The 23,819-nt window shown below is 58.4% G+C and carries 18 protein-coding genes and 2 tRNA genes; 13 read left to right on the plus strand and 7 right to left on the minus strand.

What is annotated here, in order from left to right; translation table 11 throughout:
* The first annotated feature begins 71 nt into the window (after window positions 1-71).
* The 9 genes from PMI22_RS10755 to PMI22_RS10715 all read left to right on the plus strand — a co-directional run bounded on the left by PMI22_RS10755 (window position 72) and on the right by PMI22_RS10715 (window position 10,310).
* Window positions 72-156: transfer RNA gene (locus tag PMI22_RS10755), tRNA-Leu, on the plus strand.
* An 82-nt stretch (window positions 157-238) separates the two neighbouring features.
* Window positions 239-314 (plus strand) — tRNA-His (locus PMI22_RS10750).
* A gap of 402 nt (window positions 315-716) precedes the next feature.
* The gene (tig, locus tag PMI22_RS10745) at window positions 717-2,027 is read left to right on the plus strand and encodes a trigger factor (protein WP_007946890.1); all 1,311 of its coding nucleotides are present in this window, start codon (window positions 717-719) and stop codon (window positions 2,025-2,027) included.
* A 93-nt stretch (window positions 2,028-2,120) separates the two neighbouring features.
* A complete protein-coding gene (gene clpP / locus PMI22_RS10740) occupies window positions 2,121-2,756 on the plus strand; it encodes an ATP-dependent Clp endopeptidase proteolytic subunit ClpP (protein WP_007946892.1) in 636 nt (211 codons plus the stop codon).
* A 113-nt stretch (window positions 2,757-2,869) separates the two neighbouring features.
* Complete coding sequence (clpX, locus tag PMI22_RS10735) at window positions 2,870-4,153, plus strand: ATP-dependent Clp protease ATP-binding subunit ClpX (protein WP_007946893.1); 1,284 nt, start codon at window positions 2,870-2,872, stop codon at window positions 4,151-4,153.
* 161 nt (window positions 4,154-4,314) lie between these two features.
* The gene (gene lon / locus PMI22_RS10730) at window positions 4,315-6,711 is read left to right on the plus strand and encodes an endopeptidase La (RefSeq protein ID WP_007946894.1); all 2,397 of its coding nucleotides are present in this window, start codon (window positions 4,315-4,317) and stop codon (window positions 6,709-6,711) included.
* A gap of 153 nt (window positions 6,712-6,864) precedes the next feature.
* On the plus strand, window positions 6,865-7,137 hold the full coding sequence (locus PMI22_RS10725; protein WP_002552737.1) for an HU family DNA-binding protein: 273 nt from the start codon (window positions 6,865-6,867) through the stop codon (window positions 7,135-7,137).
* A 233-nt stretch (window positions 7,138-7,370) separates the two neighbouring features.
* Window positions 7,371-9,242, plus strand: a complete 1,872-nt coding sequence (locus PMI22_RS10720; RefSeq protein ID WP_007946895.1) for a SurA N-terminal domain-containing protein — start codon at window positions 7,371-7,373, stop codon at window positions 9,240-9,242.
* A 228-nt stretch (window positions 9,243-9,470) separates the two neighbouring features.
* Complete coding sequence (locus PMI22_RS10715; RefSeq protein WP_007946896.1) at window positions 9,471-10,310, plus strand: DUF2242 domain-containing protein; 840 nt, start codon at window positions 9,471-9,473, stop codon at window positions 10,308-10,310.
* 343 nt (window positions 10,311-10,653) lie between these two features.
* On the opposite strand, the gene PMI22_RS10710 is transcribed toward PMI22_RS10715, so the two are convergent.
* On the minus strand, window positions 10,654-11,694 hold the full coding sequence (locus PMI22_RS10710) for an AraC family transcriptional regulator (RefSeq protein WP_007946897.1): 1,041 nt from the start codon (window positions 11,692-11,694) through the stop codon (window positions 10,654-10,656).
* A gap of 3 nt (window positions 11,695-11,697) precedes the next feature.
* Window positions 11,698-12,828 carry a carbon-nitrogen hydrolase family protein gene (locus PMI22_RS10705; protein ID WP_007946898.1) on the minus strand — a complete coding sequence of 377 codons (1,131 nt, stop codon included), beginning with the start codon at window positions 12,826-12,828 and terminating at the stop codon, window positions 11,698-11,700.
* A gap of 208 nt (window positions 12,829-13,036) precedes the next feature.
* Between PMI22_RS10705 and PMI22_RS10700 the strand changes: the two genes are divergently transcribed.
* Both PMI22_RS10700 and PMI22_RS10695 read left to right on the plus strand, forming a co-directional pair.
* Window positions 13,037-15,076 (plus strand): oxidoreductase, encoded by a 2,040-nt coding sequence (locus PMI22_RS10700; protein WP_007946899.1) that lies wholly within the window; start codon window positions 13,037-13,039, stop codon window positions 15,074-15,076.
* A 153-nt stretch (window positions 15,077-15,229) separates the two neighbouring features.
* Window positions 15,230-16,147 (plus strand): 1-aminocyclopropane-1-carboxylate deaminase/D-cysteine desulfhydrase, encoded by a 918-nt coding sequence (locus tag PMI22_RS10695; protein ID WP_007946900.1) that lies wholly within the window; start codon window positions 15,230-15,232, stop codon window positions 16,145-16,147.
* Window positions 16,148-16,162: 15 nt separating this feature from the next.
* On the opposite strand, the gene PMI22_RS10690 is transcribed toward PMI22_RS10695, so the two are convergent.
* The 3 genes from PMI22_RS10690 to PMI22_RS10680 all read right to left on the minus strand — a co-directional run bounded on the left by PMI22_RS10690 (window position 16,163) and on the right by PMI22_RS10680 (window position 19,031).
* On the minus strand, window positions 16,163-16,711 hold the full coding sequence (locus tag PMI22_RS10690) for a cytochrome b (RefSeq protein ID WP_007946902.1): 549 nt from the start codon (window positions 16,709-16,711) through the stop codon (window positions 16,163-16,165).
* Between the two features lie 186 nt (window positions 16,712-16,897).
* The gene (phnX, locus tag PMI22_RS10685) at window positions 16,898-17,725 is read right to left on the minus strand and encodes a phosphonoacetaldehyde hydrolase (protein WP_007946904.1); all 828 of its coding nucleotides are present in this window, start codon (window positions 17,723-17,725) and stop codon (window positions 16,898-16,900) included.
* A gap of 196 nt (window positions 17,726-17,921) precedes the next feature.
* Window positions 17,922-19,031: a 2-aminoethylphosphonate--pyruvate transaminase gene (locus PMI22_RS10680; protein WP_007946905.1), complete on the minus strand. Its 1,110-nt coding sequence runs from the start codon at window positions 19,029-19,031 to the stop codon at window positions 17,922-17,924.
* 109 nt (window positions 19,032-19,140) lie between these two features.
* On the opposite strand from PMI22_RS10680, the gene PMI22_RS10675 reads away from it, so the two are divergent.
* Window positions 19,141-19,998: a LysR substrate-binding domain-containing protein gene (locus PMI22_RS10675; RefSeq protein WP_007946906.1), complete on the plus strand. Its 858-nt coding sequence runs from the start codon at window positions 19,141-19,143 to the stop codon at window positions 19,996-19,998.
* A gap of 23 nt (window positions 19,999-20,021) precedes the next feature.
* Here PMI22_RS10675 and PMI22_RS10670 read toward each other — a convergent pair whose 3' ends face one another.
* Window positions 20,022-21,422 carry a type VI secretion system Vgr family protein gene (locus PMI22_RS10670; protein ID WP_007946908.1) on the minus strand — a complete coding sequence of 467 codons (1,401 nt, stop codon included), beginning with the start codon at window positions 21,420-21,422 and terminating at the stop codon, window positions 20,022-20,024.
* Window positions 21,423-21,655: 233 nt separating this feature from the next.
* Here PMI22_RS10670 and PMI22_RS10665 point away from each other — a divergent pair, with 233 nt between their 5' ends.
* Window positions 21,656-22,363: a YebC/PmpR family DNA-binding transcriptional regulator gene (locus PMI22_RS10665; protein ID WP_007946909.1), complete on the plus strand. Its 708-nt coding sequence runs from the start codon at window positions 21,656-21,658 to the stop codon at window positions 22,361-22,363.
* 126 nt (window positions 22,364-22,489) lie between these two features.
* Here PMI22_RS10665 and PMI22_RS10660 read toward each other — a convergent pair whose 3' ends face one another.
* Complete coding sequence (locus PMI22_RS10660; RefSeq protein ID WP_007946910.1) at window positions 22,490-23,803, minus strand: leucine-rich repeat-containing protein kinase family protein; 1,314 nt, start codon at window positions 23,801-23,803, stop codon at window positions 22,490-22,492.
* Between the last annotated feature and the right edge of the window lie 16 nt (window positions 23,804-23,819).

Consider the following 23,819-nt stretch of genomic DNA (forward strand, 5'->3'; position numbering starts at 1 on the left):
CTTCGTCCACCCCATATTTCGAAAGGCGCCAGATTAACAGTCTGGCGCCTTTGCTTTAACAGCTTCAATCCGCGGATGTGGTGGAATTGGTAGACACACTGGATTTAGGTTCCAGCGCCGCGAGGCGTAAGAGTTCGAGTCTCTTCATCCGCACCAAATAAAGCTTCACTCATGCCGATTGGCTTGGTTGGGGTTGAACAAAGAAGACGTTGTCTGGCTTCTTTGGAAATGCAAGATGGTGGGCGTAGCTCAGTTGGTAGAGCACGGGATTGTGACTCCCGTTGTCGAGGGTTCGATCCCCTTCGTCCACCCCATATTTCGAGAGGCGCCAGATTTAACAGTCTGGCGCCTTTTTTGTTTCAGCGGTTCGAGTGATTGGCGGCTGCAGGTTTTGAGTCGCAGGGGCAGGGCGTTTCGTCGTATTTATGTTTCTCGATGATGCCGCGCTGCCCGCCGGCCTTGCTCGCAAGATCGGCTGTCAGGGAGATGATTGGCAACCGCTTCTATATATAGAAGGGTTGGCGCAGGGCCCTGGCGTGATTGGCTGTATTTGCCATCGGGGCGAGGTGCATCCGTGCATTCGCACCTATAAATTGCCTGCTGCGTTTTTACCCGTTTTCAGTAGGGTGACTTCTTGAGTTTGACCCACTAGAATGCATGCCCTTGATTCTGGGGTCGGAAACGGCCGGCTAACGTCTGTGCAACGAGGAATATCCATGCAAGTTTCTGTTGAAAATACTACTGCTCTTGAGCGCCGCATGAGCGTCACCGTGCCGGCTGAGCGCATCGAGAGCCAGGTCAACAAGCGTCTGCAGCAGACCGCCCAAAAGGCCAAGATTGCTGGCTTCCGTCCAGGCAAAGTGCCAATGAGCGAAATCAAGCGCCGTTTCGGTGCTGATGCGCGTCAGGAAGCCGTGGGCGATGTCATCCAGTCTTCCTTCTACGAAGCTGTGGTTGAGCAGAAGCTGAACCCGGCTGGTTCGCCTTCGATCGAGCCTAAATCCCTGGAAGCTGGCAAGGACCTGGAATACGTCGCCATTTTCGAAGTATTCCCTGAGTTCACCGTTGCCGGCTTCGAAGGTATCACCGTAGAGCGCCTGAGCGCTGACGTGGCTGATGCCGATCTGGACAAAATGCTGGACATCCTGCGCAAGCAGAACACCCGTTTTGAAGTGGCCGATCGCGCTGCCCAGAACGAAGACCAGCTGAACATCGATTTCGTCGGCAAGGTTGACGGTGAAGTGTTCGCTGGCGGTTCCGCCAAGGGTACTCAGCTGGTGCTGGGTTCCGGCCGCATGATCCCTGGCTTTGAAGACGGTCTGGTTGGCGCTAAAGCCGGCGAAGAGCGTGTTCTGAACCTGACCTTCCCAGAGGACTACCAGAACCTCGACCTGGCCGGTAAAACTGCCGAGTTCACCGTTACCGTGAACACTGTTTCCGAGCCAAAACTGCCAGAGCTGAACGAAGAATTCTTCGCTCAATTCGGCATCAAGGAAACCGGTCTGGAAGGCTTCCGCACCGAAGTTCGCAAGAACATGGAGCGTGAACTGCGTCAGGCGATCAAATCCAAGGTCAAGAATCAGGTAATGGACGGTCTGCTGGCCACCAACCCGATCGAAGTGCCTAAGGCTCTGCTGTCCAACGAAGTTGACCGTCTGCGTGTGCAGGCTGTTCAGCAGTTCGGCGGCAACATCAAGCCTGACCAGTTGCCGGCCGAGCTGTTCGAAGAGCAAGCCAAGCGCCGCGTTGTACTGGGTCTGATCGTGGCCGAAGTGGTCAAGCAATTCGACCTCAAGCCTGACGAAACCCGCGTTCGCGAAATGATTCAGGAAATGGCTTCGGCCTACCAGGAGCCTGAGCAGGTCGTGTCCTGGTACTACAAGAACGACCAGCAGCTGAACGAAGTCCGTTCGGTTGTGCTGGAAGAACAAGTTGTGGATACTGTTCTGCAGAAAGCTAGTGTGACCGACAAGTCGGTCTCTTACGAAGAAGCAGTCAAGCCGGTAGAAGCTCCAAAAGCCGACTGATCGTTTTTGCGCTAAGAAGTAATCACCATAAGCCAGCCTTCGTGCTGGCTTATGCGTATTCAAGACATAACTATTTGGGAGTGACTGCAGAGCATGTTCCGTAATTCGTATATTCAGCAGAACTCTGATATCCAGGCCGCAGGCGGCCTGGTCCCGATGGTTGTCGAGCAGTCTGCTCGTGGCGAGCGCGCCTATGACATCTACTCGCGCCTTCTCAAGGAGCGAGTGATCTTTCTGGTTGGTCCGGTAGAGGACTACATGGCCAACCTGATCTGTGCGCAACTGCTGTTCCTTGAAGCGGAAAACCCGGACAAGGACATCCATCTCTATATCAACTCCCCGGGCGGTTCGGTGACGGCGGGCATGTCGATCTATGACACCATGCAGTTCATCAAGCCAAACGTGTCGACCACCTGTATCGGTCAAGCGTGCAGCATGGGCGCGTTCCTTCTGACGGCCGGTGCCGCCGGCAAGCGTTATTGCCTGCCGAACTCGCGTGTGATGATTCACCAGCCACTGGGCGGTTTCCAGGGCCAGGCCTCGGATATCGAAATCCATGCCAAGGAAATCCTCTTCATTCGTGAGCGTCTCAACACGTTGATGGCCAAGCATAGCGGGCACACTCTTGAAGAAATCGAGCGCGATACCAATCGCGACAACTTCATGAGTGCAGAAGCTGCGCGTGATTACGGGTTGATCGATGAAGTGATCAGCCAGCGCCCGGCTTAAAAATAAGCAGCTCAAAATAAGGTGGGTCGGCTGGTCTGATCACCGGCGGGCTTGAAAAAGCCCGCAATAGCCTTCATCTTGTGTTGCAAGCCTATCGGATTTGGATCGAACGAATGACTGACACCCGCAACGGCGAGGACAACGGCAAGCTGCTCTATTGCTCCTTCTGTGGCAAAAGCCAGCATGAAGTGCGCAAATTGATTGCCGGCCCCTCGGTCTTTATCTGCGACGAGTGCGTCGACCTGTGCAATGACATCATCCGAGAGGAGGTGCAGGAAGCCCAGGCCGAAAGCAGCGCGCATAAATTGCCTTCGCCTAAAGAAATCAGCGGCATCCTTGATCAGTACGTGATTGGTCAGGAGCGTGCGAAAAAGGTTTTGGCAGTAGCGGTCTACAACCACTACAAGCGCCTGAACCAGCGTGACAAAAAGAATGACGACGTCGAACTCGGCAAGAGCAACATCCTGCTGATCGGCCCGACAGGCTCGGGTAAAACCCTGCTTGCCGAAACACTGGCTCGTTTGCTGAACGTTCCGTTCACCATTGCCGACGCAACCACCCTCACCGAGGCGGGTTATGTGGGTGAAGATGTCGAGAACATCATTCAGAAGCTGCTGCAGAAGTGCGATTACGACGTAGAAAAAGCCCAGATGGGCATTGTCTACATCGATGAGATCGACAAGATCTCGCGCAAGTCTGACAACCCGTCGATCACCCGGGACGTTTCCGGTGAAGGCGTGCAGCAGGCCCTGCTCAAGTTGATCGAGGGTACGGTCGCTTCCGTTCCACCTCAAGGTGGTCGCAAGCATCCGCAGCAGGAATTCCTTCAGGTCGACACCCGTAACATCCTGTTCATCTGCGGTGGTGCGTTCTCCGGTCTGGAAAAGGTTATTCAAAACCGTTCCACCAAGGGCGGCATCGGTTTCAACGCGGAAGTGCGCAGCAAGGAAGAAGGCAAGAAAGTCGGTGAGTCCCTGCGTGAAGTCGAGCCTGACGATTTGGTCAAGTTCGGTCTGATCCCGGAATTCGTTGGTCGTCTGCCGGTACTTGCCACGCTGGACGAGCTTGATGAGGCTGCATTGATGCAGATTCTCACCGAGCCGAAAAATGCTCTGACCAAGCAGTATGCCAAGTTGTTCGAGATGGAAGGCGTGGACCTGGAATTCCGGGCTGACGCACTGAAATCGGTCGCCAAACGTGCTCTGGAACGCAAGACCGGTGCCCGTGGACTGCGTTCGATTCTCGAAGGCGTATTGCTCGACACTATGTATGAAATCCCCTCGCAGTCCGAGGTGAGTAAAGTAGTGATCGATGAAAGCGTTATAGAAGGCAAGTCCAAGCCACTGTATATCTACGAAAACAGTGAGCCTGCTGCCAAGGCCGCGCCAGACGCCTAAGCGTCACGCAGCTGGAATAAAGAAGGGGCCTTCGGGCCCCTTTGCTTTTACTGCCTTTTATCCCTGTCTTTGCGCTTGTTTTTTTTGAAGACAGCCCCCATCTTGGTTTCAAGCTTACTTCCATCTGTTTACGGCCTTATGGCCGCCGTAGAGGCGAAATCATGAAGACAACCATCGAATTGCCTCTCCTGCCATTGCGTGATGTTGTGGTTTATCCGCACATGGTAATCCCGCTGTTCGTGGGGCGCGAGAAATCCATCGAAGCCCTCGAAGCTGCGATGACGGGCGACAAGCAGATCCTTCTGCTGGCTCAGAGAAACCCTGCTGACGACGATCCCGGTGAAGATGCACTTTATCGCGTAGGGACTATTGCGACCGTTCTGCAGCTGCTCAAGCTGCCTGACGGCACGGTCAAGGTTTTGGTCGAAGGTGAGCAGCGGGGCGCCGTAGAGCGCTTCAGCGAAGTGGACGGCCACTGCCGTGCCGAAGTCTCGTTGATCGACGAAGTCGACGCGCCTGAACGCGAGTCGGAAGTGTTTGTGCGTAGCCTGCTGGCTCAGTTCGAACAATATGTGCAGTTGGGCAAGAAAGTCCCGGCTGAAGTCCTGTCGTCGCTCAACAGCATCGACGAGCCAGGCCGCCTGGTCGACACCATGGCCGCACACATGGCCCTGAAGATCGAGCAGAAGCAGGAAATCCTCGAAATCATCGATTTGTCGGCCCGGGTCGAGCACGTTCTGGCGCTGCTGGATGCCGAGATCGACCTGCTGCAAGTTGAAAAACGCATTCGCGGTCGCGTCAAAAAACAAATGGAGCGCAGTCAGCGCGAGTACTACCTGAATGAGCAGATGAAGGCCATTCAGAAGGAACTCGGTGACAGCGACGAAGGCCACAACGAAATCGAAGAGCTGAAAAAGCGCATCGATGCCGCCGGCCTGCCGAAAGATGCCTTGGCCAAAGCCCAGGGTGAATTGAACAAGCTCAAGCAAATGTCGCCAATGTCCGCGGAAGCGACCGTGGTGCGTTCTTACATCGACTGGCTGGTTCAGGTGCCGTGGAAGGCCCAGAGCAAAGTGCGTCTGGACCTTGCGCGCGCAGAAGACATCCTTGATGCAGACCACTATGGTCTGGAAGAAGTCAAAGAGCGGATCCTCGAATACCTCGCCGTGCAAAAACGCGTGAAGAAAATTCGGGGGCCGGTGTTGTGCCTGGTCGGCCCACCTGGCGTGGGTAAAACCTCGCTGGCGGAGTCGATTGCTCACGCCACCAACCGCAAATTCGTGCGCATGGCCCTCGGTGGCGTGCGTGACGAAGCCGAAATCCGTGGTCATCGCCGTACTTACATCGGTTCGATGCCAGGAAGATTGATTCAAAAGATGACCAAGGTGGGCGTCCGCAACCCGCTGTTCCTGCTCGATGAAATCGACAAAATGGGCAGCGACATGCGTGGCGATCCGGCGTCGGCGTTGCTGGAAGTGCTCGATCCCGAGCAGAACCACAACTTCAACGATCACTACCTGGAGGTCGATTACGACCTGTCCGATGTGATGTTCCTGTGCACCTCGAACTCCATGAACATCCCACCGGCGTTGCTGGACCGGATGGAAGTGATTCGCCTGCCGGGCTACACCGAAGACGAGAAAATCAACATCGCCGTCAAATACCTCTCGCCCAAGCAGATTACTGCCAACGGCTTGAAGAAAGGCGAGCTGGAATTCGACGCCGAAGCGATCCGCGACATCATCCGCTACTACACCCGCGAAGCCGGTGTGCGTGGGCTGGAACGCCAGATTGCCAAGGTGTGCCGCAAGGCGGTCAAAGAGCATGCAATGGAAAAACGTTTCTCGGTGAAGGTCACTGCCGAGATGCTCGAACACTTCCTGGGCGTGCGTAAATTCCGCTACGGCCTCGCTGAGTCGCAAGATCAGATCGGTCAAGTAACCGGGCTGGCATGGACACAAGTGGGCGGCGAGTTGCTGACCATCGAAGCCGCTGTCGTACCGGGTAAAGGCCAGTTGATCAAGACCGGTTCCCTGGGTGATGTGATGGTCGAATCGATCACCGCAGCGTTGACCGTTGTCCGCAGCCGGGCCAAGAGCCTGGGAATCCCCCTGGACTTCCACGAGAAGCGCGACACGCATATCCATATGCCGGAAGGGGCAACCCCGAAGGACGGTCCTAGCGCCGGTGTGGGCATGTGCACGGCCCTGGTGTCGGCATTGACCGGGATTCCGGTGCGTGCGGACGTCGCCATGACGGGTGAAATCACTCTGCGTGGTCAGGTGCTGGCGATTGGTGGCTTGAAAGAAAAACTGCTCGCGGCTCACCGTGGCGGAATCAAGACTGTGATCATTCCTGAAGAGAACGTCCGCGATCTGAAGGAAATTCCGGACAATATCAAGCAAGATCTGCAGATTAAACCAGTTAAATGGATTGACGAAGTCCTGCAAATTGCGCTGCAATACGCGCCGGAGCCGCTGCCAGATGTGGTTCCAGAGATTGTTGCAAAGGATGAAAAACGCGAGTCTGACTCTAAGGAAAGAATTAGCACGCATTAGTACGCATTTGCCTGGGGGGCTTCCTTGACAGTTTTTTAGAGCCCTTGTTATAAAGCGGCTCTTAAGTGTCTGTAGGCCATTCAGCACACACGTTTTTTGCTTTCACCAAAAAAAACTTAGAATCATACTCAAATAGATATAAGGGGACTTAGAGTGAACAAGTCGGAACTGATTGATGCTATCGCTGCATCCGCTGATATCCCGAAAGCTGCTGCTGGCCGTGCGCTGGACGCAGTAATCGAATCCGTCACTGGCGCTCTCAAGGCTGGCGACTCTGTTGTTCTGGTTGGTTTCGGTACCTTCTCCGTAACTGATCGTCCAGCTCGCATTGGTCGTAACCCTCAGACCGGTAAGACACTGGAAATCGCAGCTGCCAAAAAACCAGGTTTCAAAGCCGGTAAAGCACTGAAAGAAGCTGTCAACTAAGTTCGATTCAGGTTTTTGCCTATCCGGGTCGGGGTCATGCCTGACCTGGCAGCGGAGCGGTAGTCCAGTCGGCGAATTGCCGGTCCGAGACACCGAGGGTCGCACGTTCGATCCATCGATCCGCTCCGCCAGTTACGAGAAGGCGCATCCCCGGATGCGCCTTTCTTCTATCCGGATTCTACCCACGCTCCACGGTTGCCTAATTTTGAAGTTCAACCGTTTCTGGGGGACGCATGCTGCAGAATATCAGGGACAATTCACAAGGCTGGATTGCCAAGACCATTATCGGGGTCATCGTTGCACTGATGGCTTTGACCGGTTTCGACGCCATTTTTCAGGCCACGACGAACAGCAATGACGCGGCCAAGGTCAATGGCGAAGAAATCACCCAGAACGAGCTGAGCCAGGCGGTTGATATGCAACGCCGTCAACTCATGCAACAGCTGGGCAAAGATTTCGACGCTTCCTTGCTCGATGAAAAAATGTTGCGCGAATCAGCCCTCAAAGGCTTGATCGATCGAAAATTGCTGCTGCAAGGCGCACAAGATTCGAAATTCGCATTCTCCGAAGCCGCTCTGGACCAGGTGATCCTGCAGACGCCTGAATTCCAGGTCGACGGCAAGTTCAGCCCTGAGCGTTTCGATCAGGTGATCCGTCAACTTGGCTACAGCCGTATGCAGTTCCGCCAGATGCTGGCTCAGGAAATGCTGATTGGTCAACTGCGCGCTGGCCTGGCCGGTAGCGGCTTCGTCACCGACGCTCAGGTGCTGGCCTTTGCCCGTCTGGAAAAACAGACCCGCGATTTCGCTTCCCTGAACGTCAAGGTTGACCCGGCGTCTGTGAAGCTGACTGACGAAGAAGTCAAAGCCTACTACGACGAACACGCCAAGGAATTCATGACGCCGGATCAGGTGATCATCGATTACCTGGAATTGAAGAAGGCTTCCTTCTTTGATCAGGTCTCCGTCAAGGACGAAGACCTGCAAGCGGCGTATCAGAAAGAAATCGCAAACCTGTCCGAACAGCGTCGGGCTGCGCACATTCTGATCGAAGTGAACGATAAAATGACCGAGGCGCAAGCCAAGGCCAAGATCGAAGAAGTGCAGGCGCGTCTGGCCAAAGGCGAAAAATTCGAGGCCCTGGCCAAAGAGTTCTCCCAGGATCCGGGTTCGGCCAACAACGGCGGTGACCTTGGTTACGCCGGTCCTGGTGTCTACGACCCGGCCTTCGAAACAGCCCTGTATGCGTTGGCCAAGGATCAAGTCTCCGATCCGGTTCGCACCGACTTCGGTTTCCACCTGATCAAGCTGTTGGGTGTGGAAGCACCTGAAGTGCCGACGTTTGCCAGCCTCAAAGACAAGCTGACACGCGAGCTGAAAACCCAGCAGGTCGAGCAGCGTTTTGTCGAAGCGACCAAGCAACTGGAAGACGCCTCGTTCGAAGCGTCCGATCTGGCCCAGCCGGCTCAAGACCTGAAACTCACCGTTCACACCTCCAAGCCATTCGGTCGTGAAGGCGGTGAAGGGATTGCGGCCAACCGTGCGGTGATTACCGCTGCGTTCAGTCCTGAAGTGCTGGATGAGGGTGCCAACAGCACCGCCATCGAACTCGATCCTGAAACCGTGATCGTGTTACGTGCCAAGGAGCACCTGAAACCCGCACAACTGCCGCTGGAAAGCGTAAACGTCGCCATCCGCACGCAATTGGCCAAGGAGCACGCCAGCTCTGCCGCCAAGACCAAGGCTGAACAGCTGATTGCCAGCCTGCGCGACGGTAAGACCCCGCTGGACACGGCAATTGATGGCCAGAACTGGAAAGTGACCGAAGCAGCTACCCGCGCTCAGGAAGGGGTCGACCCAACTGTGCTGCAAGCGCTGTTCCGGATGCCCAAGCCTGCCGCCAAGGACAAGCCGACTTTCAGCAACGTGACCCTGGCCGACGGTAGCCTGGTGATCGTGCGTTTGAACAACGTGAACGAAGCGGCCGCGCCGACTGAAGAAGAGAAGGCTCAATACCGTCGCTTCCTCGCCTCGCGCATTGGCCAGCAAGACTTCGCGGCTTACCGCAAGCAGCTGGAAAGCGAAGCCGATATCAAGCGTTATTGATGCCTGATTGAGCGTGTCGCCACACAAAGACCCCGGCCGAAAAGCCGGGGTTTTTTGTGTCTGAAAGGATAGCGAACCGGTCATCCGTCGCCGGAGGCGGGGGGGAGCGACCTTTTTGCGCCCATGGCAGTCTTTACACGTGTAACTGTTTTAAGACACTAATCGATGCGCCGCCAGGCATCGATCTGTTGCACAATACGCCCCGGACCGTTTTCCTCAGGATGTTCAATGTTTAAATCAATTCCCATGCGTCTCGTCGGGCTGGCACTGGTGCTCGCCGCTGCCGGCTGCTCGTCCAAGAAAGCCGCGATCTATGAGCATGAGAACTTCGCCGACTCCGGCACCTTTTCACGCAATTACCCCGTGACCGATGTGAGGAGCTGCGAGGCGGCACGCCGTGCCTTGCTCAGCCAGGGTTACATCATTACCAGCAGCGACCCCAAGCTGATCAGCGGGCACAAGAGTTTCCAGCAGACCGGCGAGACGCACATGGAGATCAGTTTCAGTGTGGTCTGTGCCGATGACGGCAGCGACGGTCACCACGCGACCATGTTCGCCAACGCCTTGCAGGACCGTTATGCGCTGAAGAAAACCAATAACTCCGCCAGTCTGGGTGTTGGTGTGTTGGGCTCGGTATCTATGCCGATCGGCTCTTCCGACGACTCGATGGTCAAGGTCGCCAGCGAAACCGTCTCGTCGGCCAAGTTCTATGAGCGTTTTTTTACCTTGGTCGAATTGTTCCTGCCACCGGAAGCGAAGAAAGCCGCGCACATCGTCGAGAAGCCGAAGACCGACCTGGGTGTGCCTGAAGCCAAAGCGGCGCCGGCAGCCTTGGCACCCACTCCGCCAGCTGCGCCGGAACCTGTGCCAGCTCCAATCCCGGCTGCCGAACCTGCCCCCACCCCAGTAGCCTCGGAACCGGTTGCGCCACCGGCGGAAACCGCGCCGATTACCCCTATGCAAGTCAGCGATCCGGCACCGTCCACAGAAACGATCACACCGCCGCCACCGTCGGACTTGCCGCCGCCAAGCGAGCCCATTCCGGCCATGCCGGTTACTGGTCAGTAATCGTTTTTCGACGGGATCGGGTCAGACGACACCGATCCCGTAGGCGCATTACATTGATCTGCATCAGCCAGGCCGTAGTCCTACAGCCTCTATCGAAAAAAACCGGTGATAAATTCCTGACCGCCTGCTACGTTTTATCAAGTAGCCGCTGAGCGGTGCGCCTGCGTCATTTTTCTTTCACAGGGGCACTTTATGCTCGGGGCGTTGGTCATTTATTCAGGCAATTTTTAAACGAGCGCTGGGGGATTCAAAAATGGACGATTATCAAGAAGAGCTGCTCGAGTATCAGGCGTTTGAACTGGACCCGCTGGAACCCGCCGAAGACGCTACCGAGCTGTAAGCGTCATGCGGAGTGGCGATGACTGCGGCGGAACTCGCCCGGTGTCTGGCCATTCCAGCGTTTGAAAGCCCGTTGAAAGGCTTCAGCTGAAGCGAAACCCAACAGGTAGGCGATTTCTCCGAATGCCAGTTCGGTATCGCGGATGTAGGTCATGGCCAGGTCGCGACGTGTATCGTTGAGAATCGCGCGAAATTGCGTGCCCTCTTCGGCGAGTTTGCGGCGCAAGGTCCAGGTGGGCAGCTTCAGGCGTGCCGCCACTTCTTCCAGGTCGGGTTCCCGGCCACCATTGAGTAACGGCCCCAGTAACTGAGTGATGCGTTCACGCAGACTACGGGTGCGTGTCAGTTGCTCCAGTTCCCGTTCGCACAGTTGCAGCAAATGCCGCCAGGTACTCGGACAGTGCACCGGGTTGCGTTGGGCGAGGCTGGCCAGGTTCAGACGCAGTTGGTTGTGCTCGGCGCCAAACTGGATCGGGCAATCGCCCAATATGGCATACGCCTCGCGGTAGTCCGGCGCGTCGAATTCGATTTCGATGCGTTCTGCGCGTAGCGGGGCGGGGCTCAGGCTGGACAATTGCTGCAACCAGCCGGCGATGATCGAGTCCACCACAAAGCGGTTATAGGCGTTGTACGGGCTGATGGAGTAGAAGCGCAGCCAGGCGCCCTGAGCGTCCTCATGAAAGCTCGACTGACCGCGATAGTTGGAGCCGTACAAGGCTTCGAAACGAATCAGGCAGCGCGCGGCTTCACGAACCGTCGGCGCCTGGGCGGCCGTGACACCAGCCAGACCGGCCTGGCTCAGACGACTGAGCTGGCCCATGCGCAAACCCAGTGCCGGGTCATCCGTCAGTTGGATCGCCCCGTGGCCCAGGCGCATGTAGCGCGGGATCGACAGACGGGCTCCGGGCTCCGCCAATCTGGCCGCATCCAGGCCGTATTGATCGAGCAACGGTTGAGGGTCTACGCCGTGGCTGTGCACCGCCTCGGCCAGACTATGGACGAAACCCACCGACAAATCCCCGAGGCGCATCGGCAACGGTTTCATGGGTTACAACCAGAGGTTCAGCAGCCGCGCGCCACGGGCGTTGCCGTCAGCGAACTGGTGACCGTTGTTGTTGAGAAAACTTTGCCCGGCGCTGCCTTGATCCCAGAACTGGCCGCGCAGGAACACGCTCATACCGGCGATGGCCTGGCTGCCTGGCGGTTGCGCGGTCAATGTCAGGCGATGCCAGGCCTGACCTTCACTGAGTTCACCGGGCTTGAGGCTGACGGATTGGGGGGGCGGCAATCCCCGGTATCCCCGCCACGGTTTATCCCAGGTGTCACGTCCGACGACGAACGCTGGCACTGCCACCAGTTGCACACCCTGATCGTCGAGCTTGCGGTAATTCTCCGGGTACCAGCTGTCACTGCCGATCAAAACGCCCAAGCGTCCGGCGGGTGTATCGATGACGTTGAGTGTCTGTTGGCCCTTGGTATTGGTGTCGTCAGGCTTCTCGAACACGGGATGCAGCTGGCGTTGCGGCTGGCCAATCGGCAAGCCATCGCGACCAAAGATCACGCTGCTGTTGTACAGCGCGCCGCGCCCGATGTTCAGCCGGCCGTCGATGACGCTGGGCTCCGGAAGCACGATGGTGCCCGCCACCACCGTCACGTCAAATTCCTTCGCCAGCCCGCCGAACAGTGCCTGGTAACTCTTGGCCATGCCTTTGGCTTTCATCCGCAAATGGGCATCGTCCAGGCGACTGCCGCCCTCGGCGCTGATCAGCGCGCGAACGAACTGCAAGGGATTGCTCACCGCGAGCCAGTTCATGGCTTCCTTGATGGTCGTGGCCTGGTACAGCTCATCTTTCTCACCGCTGACCATCAGCCAGGTGCCGACATGCTCGGGCAGCACGACGATGGTCTTGTCATTCAGCAGGCCATGGTCCCGGGCCTGCTGCAAATAGGCGGCGAGTTTGCGGTGCAAACGCTCGGGGCTTTGATAGTCGGTCGGGAACAGCTCGGGCTGGATGCCCAGCAGGTTGCCGCGATCAGCGGGTGTGCCTTGATCGACGGCGAGGTTGATGCGCAGGTCCGACAAGTAGTGGCCCACCGGACGGTCCGATGCCCACATGGCGTAGGTGGTCAGGCCGGCAATGATTGCCATGGAAAAGGTCAGGTACAGAAGTTTGCGCATGGGGAGCGGTCAACGGCCGTGTGCAGGATTCGCGACTAGGGTAGGGCCCATGCGCGCACTTGCCAAGGGGGCGTGCACATTTGGATCAATAAGTTGTCAGTTTCGGTCATTGAGTGACAGGAGCGCGACTCTTAACCTGTCGAGCATGACTGATGGGAGCCAAAGAGCTCCTGCACTTTTTCCGTGAACGCTCGATGTGGAGTTACAAATGGCCGCCGCTCATTACCCGCACCTGTTGGCCCCGCTGAACCTGGGTTTTACTACGCTGCGCAATCGCACCCTGATGGGCTCGATGCACACCGGTCTTGAGGAAAAACCCGGCGGTTTCGAACGCATGGCGGCGTACTTTGCCGAGCGAGCGCGCGGTGGCGTTGGCCTGATGGTCACAGGCGGCATCGGACCTAACGATGAAGGCGGGGTGTATTCCGGGGCGGCCAAACTGACCACCGAGGAAGAAGCCTTCAAGCACCAGATCGTGACTCGCGCCGTGCACGAGGCGGGTGGCAAGATCTGCATGCAGATCCTCCACGCCGGGCGTTATGCCTACAGCCCGAAGCAGGTCGCGCCGAGCGCCATCCAGGCGCCGATCAACCCGTTCAAGCCCAAAGAGCTGGACGAGGAAGGCATCGAGAAACAAATCAGCGATTTCGTCACCTGTTCGACTCTGGCGCAACAGGCCGAGTATGACGGCGTCGAGATCATGGGTTCCGAAGGTTATTTCATTAACCAGTTCCTCGCGGCCCATACCAACCACCGCACCGACCGTTGGGGCGGCAGCTATGAAAACCGTATGCGCCTGCCGGTGGAAATCGTCCGCCGCGTGCGTGAAGCAGTGGGTCCGAACTTCATCATTATCTTCCGCCTGTCGATGCTCGACCTCGTCGAAGGCGGCAGCACCTGGGAAGAAATCGTCACCCTGGCCAAGGCCATCGAACAGGCCGGTGCAACGATCATCAACACCGGTATTGGCTGGCACGAAGCGCGGATTCCGACCATCGCCACCAAAGTGCCGCGTGCGGCGTTCAGCAAAGTCACTGCCAAGCTGCGTGGCTCGGTGAGCATTCCGCTGATCACCACCAACCGCATCAACACCCCGGAAGTGGCCGAACAGATTCTGGCTGAAGGCGATGCCGACATGGTGTCCATGGCGCGTCCGTTCCTCGCCGACCCGGAATTCGTCAACAAGGCCGCTGAAGGCCGTGCCGACGAAATCAACACCTGCATCGGTTGCAACCAGGCATGCCTGGATCACACCTTCGGCGGCAAATTGACTAGTTGCCTGGTCAATCCGCGCGCTTGCCATGAAACCGAGCTCAATTACCTGCCGGTGCAGCAGATCAAGAAAATCGCCGTGGTCGGTGCCGGTCCTGCGGGGCTTTCCGCTGCGACGGTGGCTGCCGAGCGCGGGCATCAAGTAACGCTGTTTGATTCGGCCAGTGAAATCGGCGGTCAGTTCAACGTCGCCAAGCGCGTACCGGGCAAGGAAGAGTTCTTTGAAACCCTGCGTTATTTCAATCGTAAATTGCAGACCACCAACGTCGAGGTGTGCCTGAACACCCGCGTTGACGTGGCGCAATTGGTCGAGGGAGGTTACGACGAGATCATTCTCGCCACCGGCATCGCGCCAAGAACCCCGGCGATACCCGGCGTTGAAAACGCCAAGGTGTTGAGTTATCTCGACGTGATCCTTGAGCGCAAACCGGTGGGCAAGCGTGTCGCGGTCATCGGCGCCGGCGGTATCGGTTTCGACGTGTCGGAATTCCTCGTTCACCAGGGCGTGGCCACCAGTCAGGACCGCGAAGCGTTCTGGAAGGAGTGGGGCATCGATACTCACCTGGAAGCGCGCGGCGGTGTCGCGGGGATCAAGGCTGAGCCGCATGCACCTGCTCGTGAGGTATTCCTGCTGCAACGCAAAAAATCCAAGGTCGGCGACGGCCTCGGTAAAACCACCGGCTGGATTCACCGCACCGGGCTGAAGAACAAGCAGGTGCAGATGCTTAACAGCGTCGAGTACCTGAAGATCGACGACGAAGGCCTGCACATTCGTATTGGCGAAACTGGCGAGCCGCAAGTGCTGCCGGTGGACAACATCGTGATCTGCGCCGGGCAGGATCCGCTGCGTGAGTTGCAGGACGGTTTGGTGGCGGCGGGGCAGAACGTGCATTTGATTGGTGGCGCGGACGTGGCGGCAGAGCTCGATGCCAAGCGCGCGATCAACCAAGGGTCGCGGTTGGCCGCTGAGTTGTAATCAACAGGTCTAGCGTGCCAATGGCTATCGCGAGCAGGCTCGCTCCCACATTTGATCTTCAGTGCGACATAGATCGAGTGTGGGAGCGGGCTTGCTCGCGAAGGCGTCCTTAGAGCGACTAGAATGCCAGCTCTTTACCCAGAGCTGGCATCGATGCTCCTCCCTCCCAACGACTGGCTACCCCAGGCCCCCCTCGAACCCCTCAAGCTCGACTGGCTCACCACCGCCGGTATCGAAGTCGCCACTTTGCGCCTCGACCAGATCGACCCGCTGATCAGTGGCAACAAGTGGTTCAAGCTCATCGAGCACTTGCACGCAGCCGACCTCGCCGGTGCCAACGGCATCATCAGCCTGGGCGGTGCGCACTCCAATCATCTGCACGCATTGGCCGCCGCCGGCAAACGCTTCGGTTTCCGCACCGTCGGCCTGTTGCGCGGTCATCCGCAGGAAACCCCGACGGTGAAGGACTTGCAGGCATTCGGCATGCAATTGCATTGGTTGGGTTATGGCGGTTACCGGGCGCGGCATGAAGCGGGTTTCTGGCAACCCTGGCAGGCGCAATACCCCGATCTGCATCCGGTGCCCGAAGGGGGCGGCGGCCTGCGAGGAGCAAGCGGCTGCATGCGATTGAAGGCAATGGTCGACGACCAACCGGGTTGTCTGGGGTGGGGCGGCCACGACGGCTGGTGGTTGGCCTGCGGAACCGGCACCACTCTGGCCGGCCTGGTGCTGGCCGAGGACGGCGAGCGCATGGTGTACGGCGCAATGGCGGTGCCCGACGATCACGGCGTTGCGCAACAGGTCGAGTCGATCCTGAAAGAAGCGGGTGTGAGCCAGCACAACTACCAACTGCTGGACGCCAGTCGAGGCGGCTTTGCCAAAGTCGATCAGCCGTTACTCGACTTCATCGATCAAACCGGACACGTCAGCGGTTTGCCTCTGGAGCCGTTGTACACCGGCAAAGCGCTGCTGATGCTCAAGCAGCAAATCGAGGCCGGAGCATTCAAAAAGGGCACGCGGCTGATCTTTATTCATACCGGAGGCTTGCAAGGATTGCGGGGGTTTCGATAAGCACACGCTCGGCGCTCATTTGCGTTTAGGCATCATCCGCAACAAGGTGTTATCCCGCACCACATAGTGGTGATAGATCCCGGCCACGGCGTGCAAGCCGATCAGCCAGTAGCCGATGGTGCCACCGAGTTCATGCCAGTCCTGAATCTGCTTGGCCAGCGCTTTGTCTTCCGCTACCAGCATCGGCAGGTCAAAGCCGTAAAACATCACTTGATTACCCTTGGCGCTGGTCACCAGCCACCCCAGAATCGGCATCGCGATCATGAAAATGTACAACGCCCAGTGCATCAACTTCGCGAGCGTGGTTTGCCACGGCGGTGAGGCGGGGAAAATCTGCGGTGCGGGGCCCAGGCTGCGGGCGAATAACCGCAGCCAGACCAGCACGAACACGGTCAGGCCCAGCATGAAGTGCGATTCGACGATCAGCGTTCGGCCGCCACTGCCTTTAGGAAAGAGCCCACGAAACTCGATGCTGGCGTAAACCAGCGCCAGCAAGACCAGCATCACCCAATGCAGCGTGATCGATACGGTGCTGTAGCGTGATTCCGAATTCTTCCATGGCATACGGTGTTCCTCACAGGCCGGGTCTAAAGCCACCGCTCCTGTCCGACGGTGTTCCTTAACTGTAATGCGCTTTGAGGGATTTGCCTGTGGCTAATCGTCGTTGCAACGCTCTGGATCAAGTGATCGGCCAAAAAAAGCGCCAGTTCCGCAAAGAACTGGCGCTTTTATAAACGGCAAATCGCAGATTCAACTGCTCTGCGGCATCTCCCCCTTGGCCAGGCGCTTGTTGATGTCGACGATCACCTGCGGCAAATCAGTGAGGGTGTCGATCATGTAATGCGGCCGCGAGCCGTTGAACATGGCATGGATACGCTTGCGTTCGCCGGCCAGTTGATCGCTGCCCAGGGCGAGATACTCTTCGTAGTTCAGGCCCAGCGCGTTACCTGAACAGATCAGCGCCACGGTCCACATGCCGGCACGACGACCTTCGAGAATGCCCGGCACGGTGTCGTCGATCTTCACGCAGGCAGCGACATCGTCGATGCCCAGCGCAATGACGTTGGCCAGGGCCTGAGCCGGCCATGGGCGACCGTTGGGGACTTCATCGGTGGCGACCACGTGGTCGGCGACGTAGCCGTTGGCGGCGGCCAGCTCGACCACTTTGTCCATCACCTGTTTCGGGTAGCCGGAACAGGAACCGATCTTGATCCCTTGCTGGCGCAAGTGGGCGATGGTGTCCAGTGCACCGGGAATCAGCGCCGAGTGTTCGGCGATTTTTTCGATTTGCAGCGGCATGAAGCGTTGGTAGATGGCCGTGACATCCTCATCGGTCGGTGCGCGGCCGAACACGGCGCGATAACGCTCAGCGACTTGCGGTTGATCGCACAGGGTGCGGATGTGGTCCCACTTGCCCATGCCCATCGGCCCGCGGGCTTCTTCGATGGAGACCTGGACGTCGAACTCGGCGAAGGCTTCGACAAAAATCCGGGTGGGTGCGAAGGAACCGAAGTCGACGACGGTGCCGGCCCAGTCGAGGATGGCGGCTTGCAGTTGGGTTGGGTTTGCGTAGTTCATGTCTCAAATCCTGTATTTGGAAAAATGAAGATCCGTGTAGCAGCTGCCGAGCCTGCGAGGCTGCGTTCGACTGCGAAGCAGTCGTAAACCCTTTACACAGTGTTTTCCTGAAAGACCGCGGCGCCTGAATTTACGACTGCTTCGCAGTCGAACGCAGCCTCGCAGGCTCGACAGCTGCTACGCAGATTGTTGTGAATCAGAGTTCGAAGACTTCCATCTCGCGCAGTACGTCGGCGACTGCGGCCACCGCCGCGTGCATCTGGGCCTGGTTGACGTGGCCAATGCAGCCGACACGGAAGGTTTCAACCTGGGTCAATTTGCCGGGGTAGAGGATGAAGCCCTTAGCCTTGACCCGTTCGTAGAATTCCTTGAACTGGTAACGCGGGTGTTTCGGGGCGTGGAACGTGACGATGATCGGCGCCTGGATCGCGGCGGGCAGGAAGCTGCGCAGGCCGAGTTTGGCCATCTCATCGAGCAGCACGTTGCAGTTGTCGGCGTAGCGTTGATGCCGCGCCGGCAAGCCACCTTCTTCGTGGTATTGCAGCAGGGCCTCGTGCAGCGCCGCGACCACATGGGTCGGCGGGGTGAAGCGCCATTGGCCGGTCTTGGCCAGGTAGGTGTGTTGGTCGAACAGGTCCATTGCCAGCGAGTGCGAGTTGCCGGCGGCGTTGGCCAGGGAATCTTTGCGAGCGAAAACGAACCCCATCCCCGGCACGCCTTCCAGGCATTTGCCCGATGCGGCGATCAGGGCGTCGAACGGCACCTGTTGCGCATCAATCGGCAGGGCGCCAAAGGAACTCATGGCGTCGATGATCAGGCGTTTGCCGTGTCGGGCAATGACGTCGGCGATTTCCGCCAGCGGGTTGAGGATGCCGGTGCTGGTTTCGCAGTGAATCAGTGCGACGTGAGTAAGGCTGGGGTCAGCGTGCAGCAGGCGGTCGACGTCCGCGGCGGTGGTCGGTTCGTCTTCAGCGGTTTCGAAGGTGCTGAAGGACCGACCCAGCACTTCGCAAATCTTCGCCAGGCGTTTGCCATAGGCGCCGTTGATCAGCACCAGCACTTTGCCGTCGCGGGGCACCAGCGTGCCGATGGCCGCTTCGACCGCGAACGTGCCGCTACCTTGCAGGGGCACACAGTGGTGGCTGTCACCGCCGTTGAGGATGGCCAGCAATTGTTCGCACAGGCTGGCCGTCAGTTGGTTGAAGCGGTCATCCCATGAACCCCAGTCGACCATCATCGCCTGGCGAGTGCGGGCCGAGGTGGTCAGTGGTCCGGGGGTGAGCAGGATGGGGTCGGCAGTGCTCATTCTCGTGTCCTCGCAATCGATGGGATGAAGTTACGGGGCATAAATTGCAATTTGCCGTGCTATCAATCAAATTGTTTGTTGTTATGCCAGCCATCAGTGAGAGTTATTCATGAATCTGTTCCAGCTTCGCGCCTTTGATGCCGTGGCCCGCGAAGGCAGCTTCACCCGCGCCGCCGCACGGTTGTTCATCAGCCAGCCGGCGGTGACCGGGCACATCAAGTCCTTGGAGGAGCACTACCAAATCACTTTGTTGCGCCGTAATGCACGACGTGTGGAGCTGACGGACGAGGGCACCAAACTGGCCGCGATCACCCGGGCCATGTTCGGCCTGGCGGAAGAGGCGCAGGTAATGCTCGAAGCGAACCGGCAGCTGCTGACCGGGCGCCTGGAAGTGGCGGCAGACGGTCCGCACCTGGTGATGCCGATGTTGGCCAGCCTGCGGGCGCGTTATCCGGGCATCACCGTGAACCTGCGGCTGGGCAATGCCCAGGAAACCCTGGCGGCGTTATTGTCCGAGCATGCCGATGTGGCGGTGCTGACCGAGGTTGAACCGCGCAAAGGCCTGCATTTGCAGGCGCTGAGCGAGTCGCGGATGTGTGCGTTGGTGCCTGTAAATCATCCTTGGGCCAAGGCAAACAGCGTGAAGCTCAAGGAACTGGATCAGGTGATCATGGTGATGCGTGAGCCGAGTTCCATTACCCGGCGCACGTTCGATCAAGCCTGCAATCAGGCCAGGGTCAATCCACGGGTGTTGCTGGAGCTGGACAGTCGTGAAGCGGTGACCGAGGCCGTGGCGGCTGAGCTGGGGGTTGGTGTGGTGTCGTCGGTGGAGGTCAGCCATGACCCACGGGTGGCGGCGGTGCCGATCGTGGGTGAGGGGTTGGTTAACCGGCACATGATCGGGTGCATGGAGCGACGGCGGGATTTGCGCCTGATACAGGCGTTTTTTGATTTGGCGCCAGTGTGAGGTTGATTCCCTGTGGCATGCATCTAGCGATTGATCAGCCAATCGAGCAGCAAACGACCGTCGCGGCGTGACGGGTAAGCGGCAAGAGGCTTGATCGGGTTGCCTGCGGTGGCGCATAACACCGGGCGATCCGGGTCACTGTCGAGAAAGCTGATGAGCACCTCAGTACCGGCGAGGGGCAGCCGGGAGGGATCAATCCGACCATCCGCCGTGGCAAGGGCCACGGGAAGCCATAGGCCGGAGGATTCATCGGCGTCGTCTTCCCGCGTTGGCCACAGCCGCACCTGTATTCGATTTTGCTCATCCAACGCTGCCGGTTGCCCGACCGTACCCAGCACTAGCGCGATCTGATAGCCCGGAATGCTCGGCCGGGGCTGTGAGCGCGCGGGCCTGAATTCCGTTGACCAGGGAATGGCGGTGAACTGATTGCTGTAGCGCCGTGGGCGTTGGTCGGCGAGGATTGACGGCTGTTGCCCCTGGTGTTGGACGTTGGTGATCAGCCACTGATCGTTGAAGCCTGACAGTGGATGCTCCGCCACTTGTACGATGCTTCCACTGCGCAAGTCAGCTTGATTGCTTTGGCCTTCAATCTGTCGATGCTGGCAGCGCAAACGCTCCAGTTCCCGGCGATTGAGCTGCTCGCGGTGTGCCTGCTCGGGGGTGGGGCGAGCAATCGAAGCGGATGTTCTGGCGAAGGTGTGGTTGGCTGCACCATCACCGGTGGCTTTAGTGCCGCGATTGTGGGCGATTCGACGTTCGGGTTGGGCGCGCGCATTATGCCGCTGGAACAGCTCGTGGAAGACCGGTAGAAAATTCTCGTCACGGGGCTCGGACTGAAAGGGCAGCAAGAGCGACTCTTCGGGGAATTTCTGGGTGTCATCGGCCAGCACCAGGACATGCCCGTCACGCTGATGTTCGAAGTGATAGTGGATGCCTTCTTCTTCGCAGAGCCGCTGCATCAACGTCAGGTCGGTCTCTTCGTATTGAATGCAAAACGGCCGGGGCGGGTAGTGCACGCTGGACAGTTCCAGGCGATAGCTGGCCTCGGGCAGCGCATGTTCCTCAAACAATTGACGCAGGATGGCCGGCACGCTGAGGCGATGAAAGACCCGACGGCAACGGTGGCGGTCGAGGTTTTGAACGTAAGGCACCAGCACCAGGTGGTAGCCGATGCGATGCAGGCCGCGATGTTCACGGCTGGCGCTGTGAACAATGCCGTGAATGACACTGTGATCTCCAAGGGTGAGAAAGGCCGGTTGTTGCAGCACGGGGTCGAGGTTCATCGCCGGTGCCAGGCCAATGACTTCAATGTCGAATCGATAGGGCTGGTTCAGGCCTTCAGTGCCACTGAACTGCAATACCTGCAGGCTCAATCCGCTGTCGAGGAGGGTCAGGGTGTAGAGACTTTCCTTGTCGTTGTGCATCGAACGCGCTTCTGCCATGGAGTACGGACGCGAAGGGTACGAAACCACGCCGCTCAATAGTCACCGCAAATCGGCGTTTCAGAATCGCCCTACGAGTACTGGCGAAAAAGTCGATCCGTGATGCCGGTCAGTCAGTCCGCATTTTTTGGTCGATTGCCAACTTTAGGCCGTATAAACTTGCGCAACGCGTCGGCCAATAGATGTCTCGGCGCCACAGATCAAGAGAGTGAGTAATGGGCGCACAGTGGAAGGTTAAACACAAAGAAGCGGCATCCAACGCCAAAGGCAAGATTTTCGGCAAACTGGTGAAAGAAATCACCATTGCTGCGCGCAACGGCGCCGATACCGCCACCAACGCACACCTGCGACTTGTGGTTGAACAGGCCAAAAAGGCCTCGATGCCCAAGGAAACTCTGGATCGCGCGATCAAGAAAGGCGCGGGTCTGTTGGGCGAAACCGTGCAATACCATCGCGTGACTTACGAAGGCTTCGCACCGCATCAGGTGCCGCTGATCGTTGAATGCGTGACCGACAATATCAACCGCACCGTGGCTGAAATCCGCGTGGCATTCCGCAAGGGCCAGTTGGGCGCTTCCGGTTCGGTGGCTTGGGACTTTAACCATGTCGGCATGATCGAGGCGTCTCCGGACAGCCCGGACGCCGATCCGGAAATGGCCGCGATTGAAGCCGGCGCCCAGGATTTCGAGCCGGGTGAAGAAGAGGGCACGACCTTGTTCCTGACCGAGCCTGCGGATCTGGATGCGGTGCAAAAAGCACTGCCTGAGCAAGGGTTTACCGTGTTGTCGGCGAAACTGGGCTACCAGCCTAAGAACCCGGTCACCGGGTTGAGCGACGAGCAAATGGCTGAAGTCGAAGCGTTCCTGGAAGGCCTCGACAACCATGATGATGTGCAGGATATGTTTGTGGGTCTGGCTGGGTAATTTGTTTATTCAGTAATACCGCTATCGCGAGCAGGCTCGCTCCCACATTGGATCTTCGTCGTACACAGATCCAGTGTGGGAGCGGGCTTGCTCCGGGCGGCGTTCCGACGAATGACCGCGAAGCGGTCACCTATCTTGAAGTTCCCGCACAATCTCGCTAAACCCCGGTCGCTTCAGCACCTCAGGCTGACAGCAGCGCTCTTGCAACACTTCCAGCTCTTCACGCGCGATATCGCTCAACCCCGAGTCGATGCGTTCCAGCAGTTCCCCCAGCAACACACCAAAGGCCCGCACCTCGATCCGTTGCAGCGCTCGGCTTTCCGGGCTGTCGCAGGTGGCGTGGAAAGACGCCGCGCCAAAATCGCCCAGCAGGCAATCACCGTGTTCATTCCACAGGATATTGTGGCCATAGAGGTCGCCGTGGGTGATGCCGTGGCGGTGCAAGTGCCTGGCCACCGAGGCGACGCCATGGGCGATGCGCAATGCCACGCCCGCGCTGAAACGGGTGTCATCGGTGTAGATGTCGCGGGTGCAGGAGGCCAGGCTCGGCAGCGCGGCCAGGTTGCGATAACTCGAATCGATCAGTTGCATGACCAGCCCGGATTGCTGCTCGGGATGATCGACGATTCGGCCTTCGACCCGGATCAGGTTAGGGTGAAGGCCGGCGGTGATGCAGGCGTTCATCTCGTGCAGGGGGGAGCCGTCGCTGGTCATTTCGCCCTTGTAGAGCTTGACCGCGACCGGTATGGCCGGTTGCTCCGGTTGTTCCCATTTGGCTCGGTGAATCACCCCCGAAGCGCCTTCGCCCAGTTGCTGCTCCAGACGCAATTGGTCCCATGGAATCCGGGCTGTGGCTTCCAGCGCCGCCGCATCGGCTTCGTTTTCCAGCGGGTTACCGGCGTACGCCAGCCAGGTCAGGCTGGGCAAGGCCAGCAGCCATTCGGGCAGTTCACTGAGTTGATTGGCAGCGATGCGAATCAGCTCAAGTCGATGGCACTGACTGAGGCTGCGGGGCAGGCGCTGCAAGCGGTTGCCGGCGAGCATGAGTTTTTGCAGGTACGGTCGGTCGCCCAGTTCGGTGGGCAGTTGCGTGATGCGGTTATCGGTCAGAATCAACCAGCGCAGCAACGGCGGCAGCGCGGCGCCAGGGACGGATTCGATAGCATTGGCCTTGAAGCCGATCATCGTCAGCGCAGCGCATTGGCCCAGGCATGCCGGCAGTTCTGTGAACAGGTTGTCGGAGCAAAAAAGTACGCGCAAACGGGTCAGGCGATGCAGATCATCCGGCAGGCTGCTCAAGGAGTTGCCGCTGAGGTTGAGCACTTCCAGCGAGTCTGCCAAGTCGAAGATTTCCCGGGGAAATTCTGTCAGGCCGCAGGCCAGGTCCAGGCGGGTGATGCCAGTCAATTGACCGGCACGCAGTTGGGCGAGGGTATCCATGGGCGAGTTCGCTTTT

The organism is Pseudomonas sp. GM21, from assembly GCF_000282215.1.
Lineage (GTDB): Bacteria > Pseudomonadota > Gammaproteobacteria > Pseudomonadales > Pseudomonadaceae > Aquipseudomonas.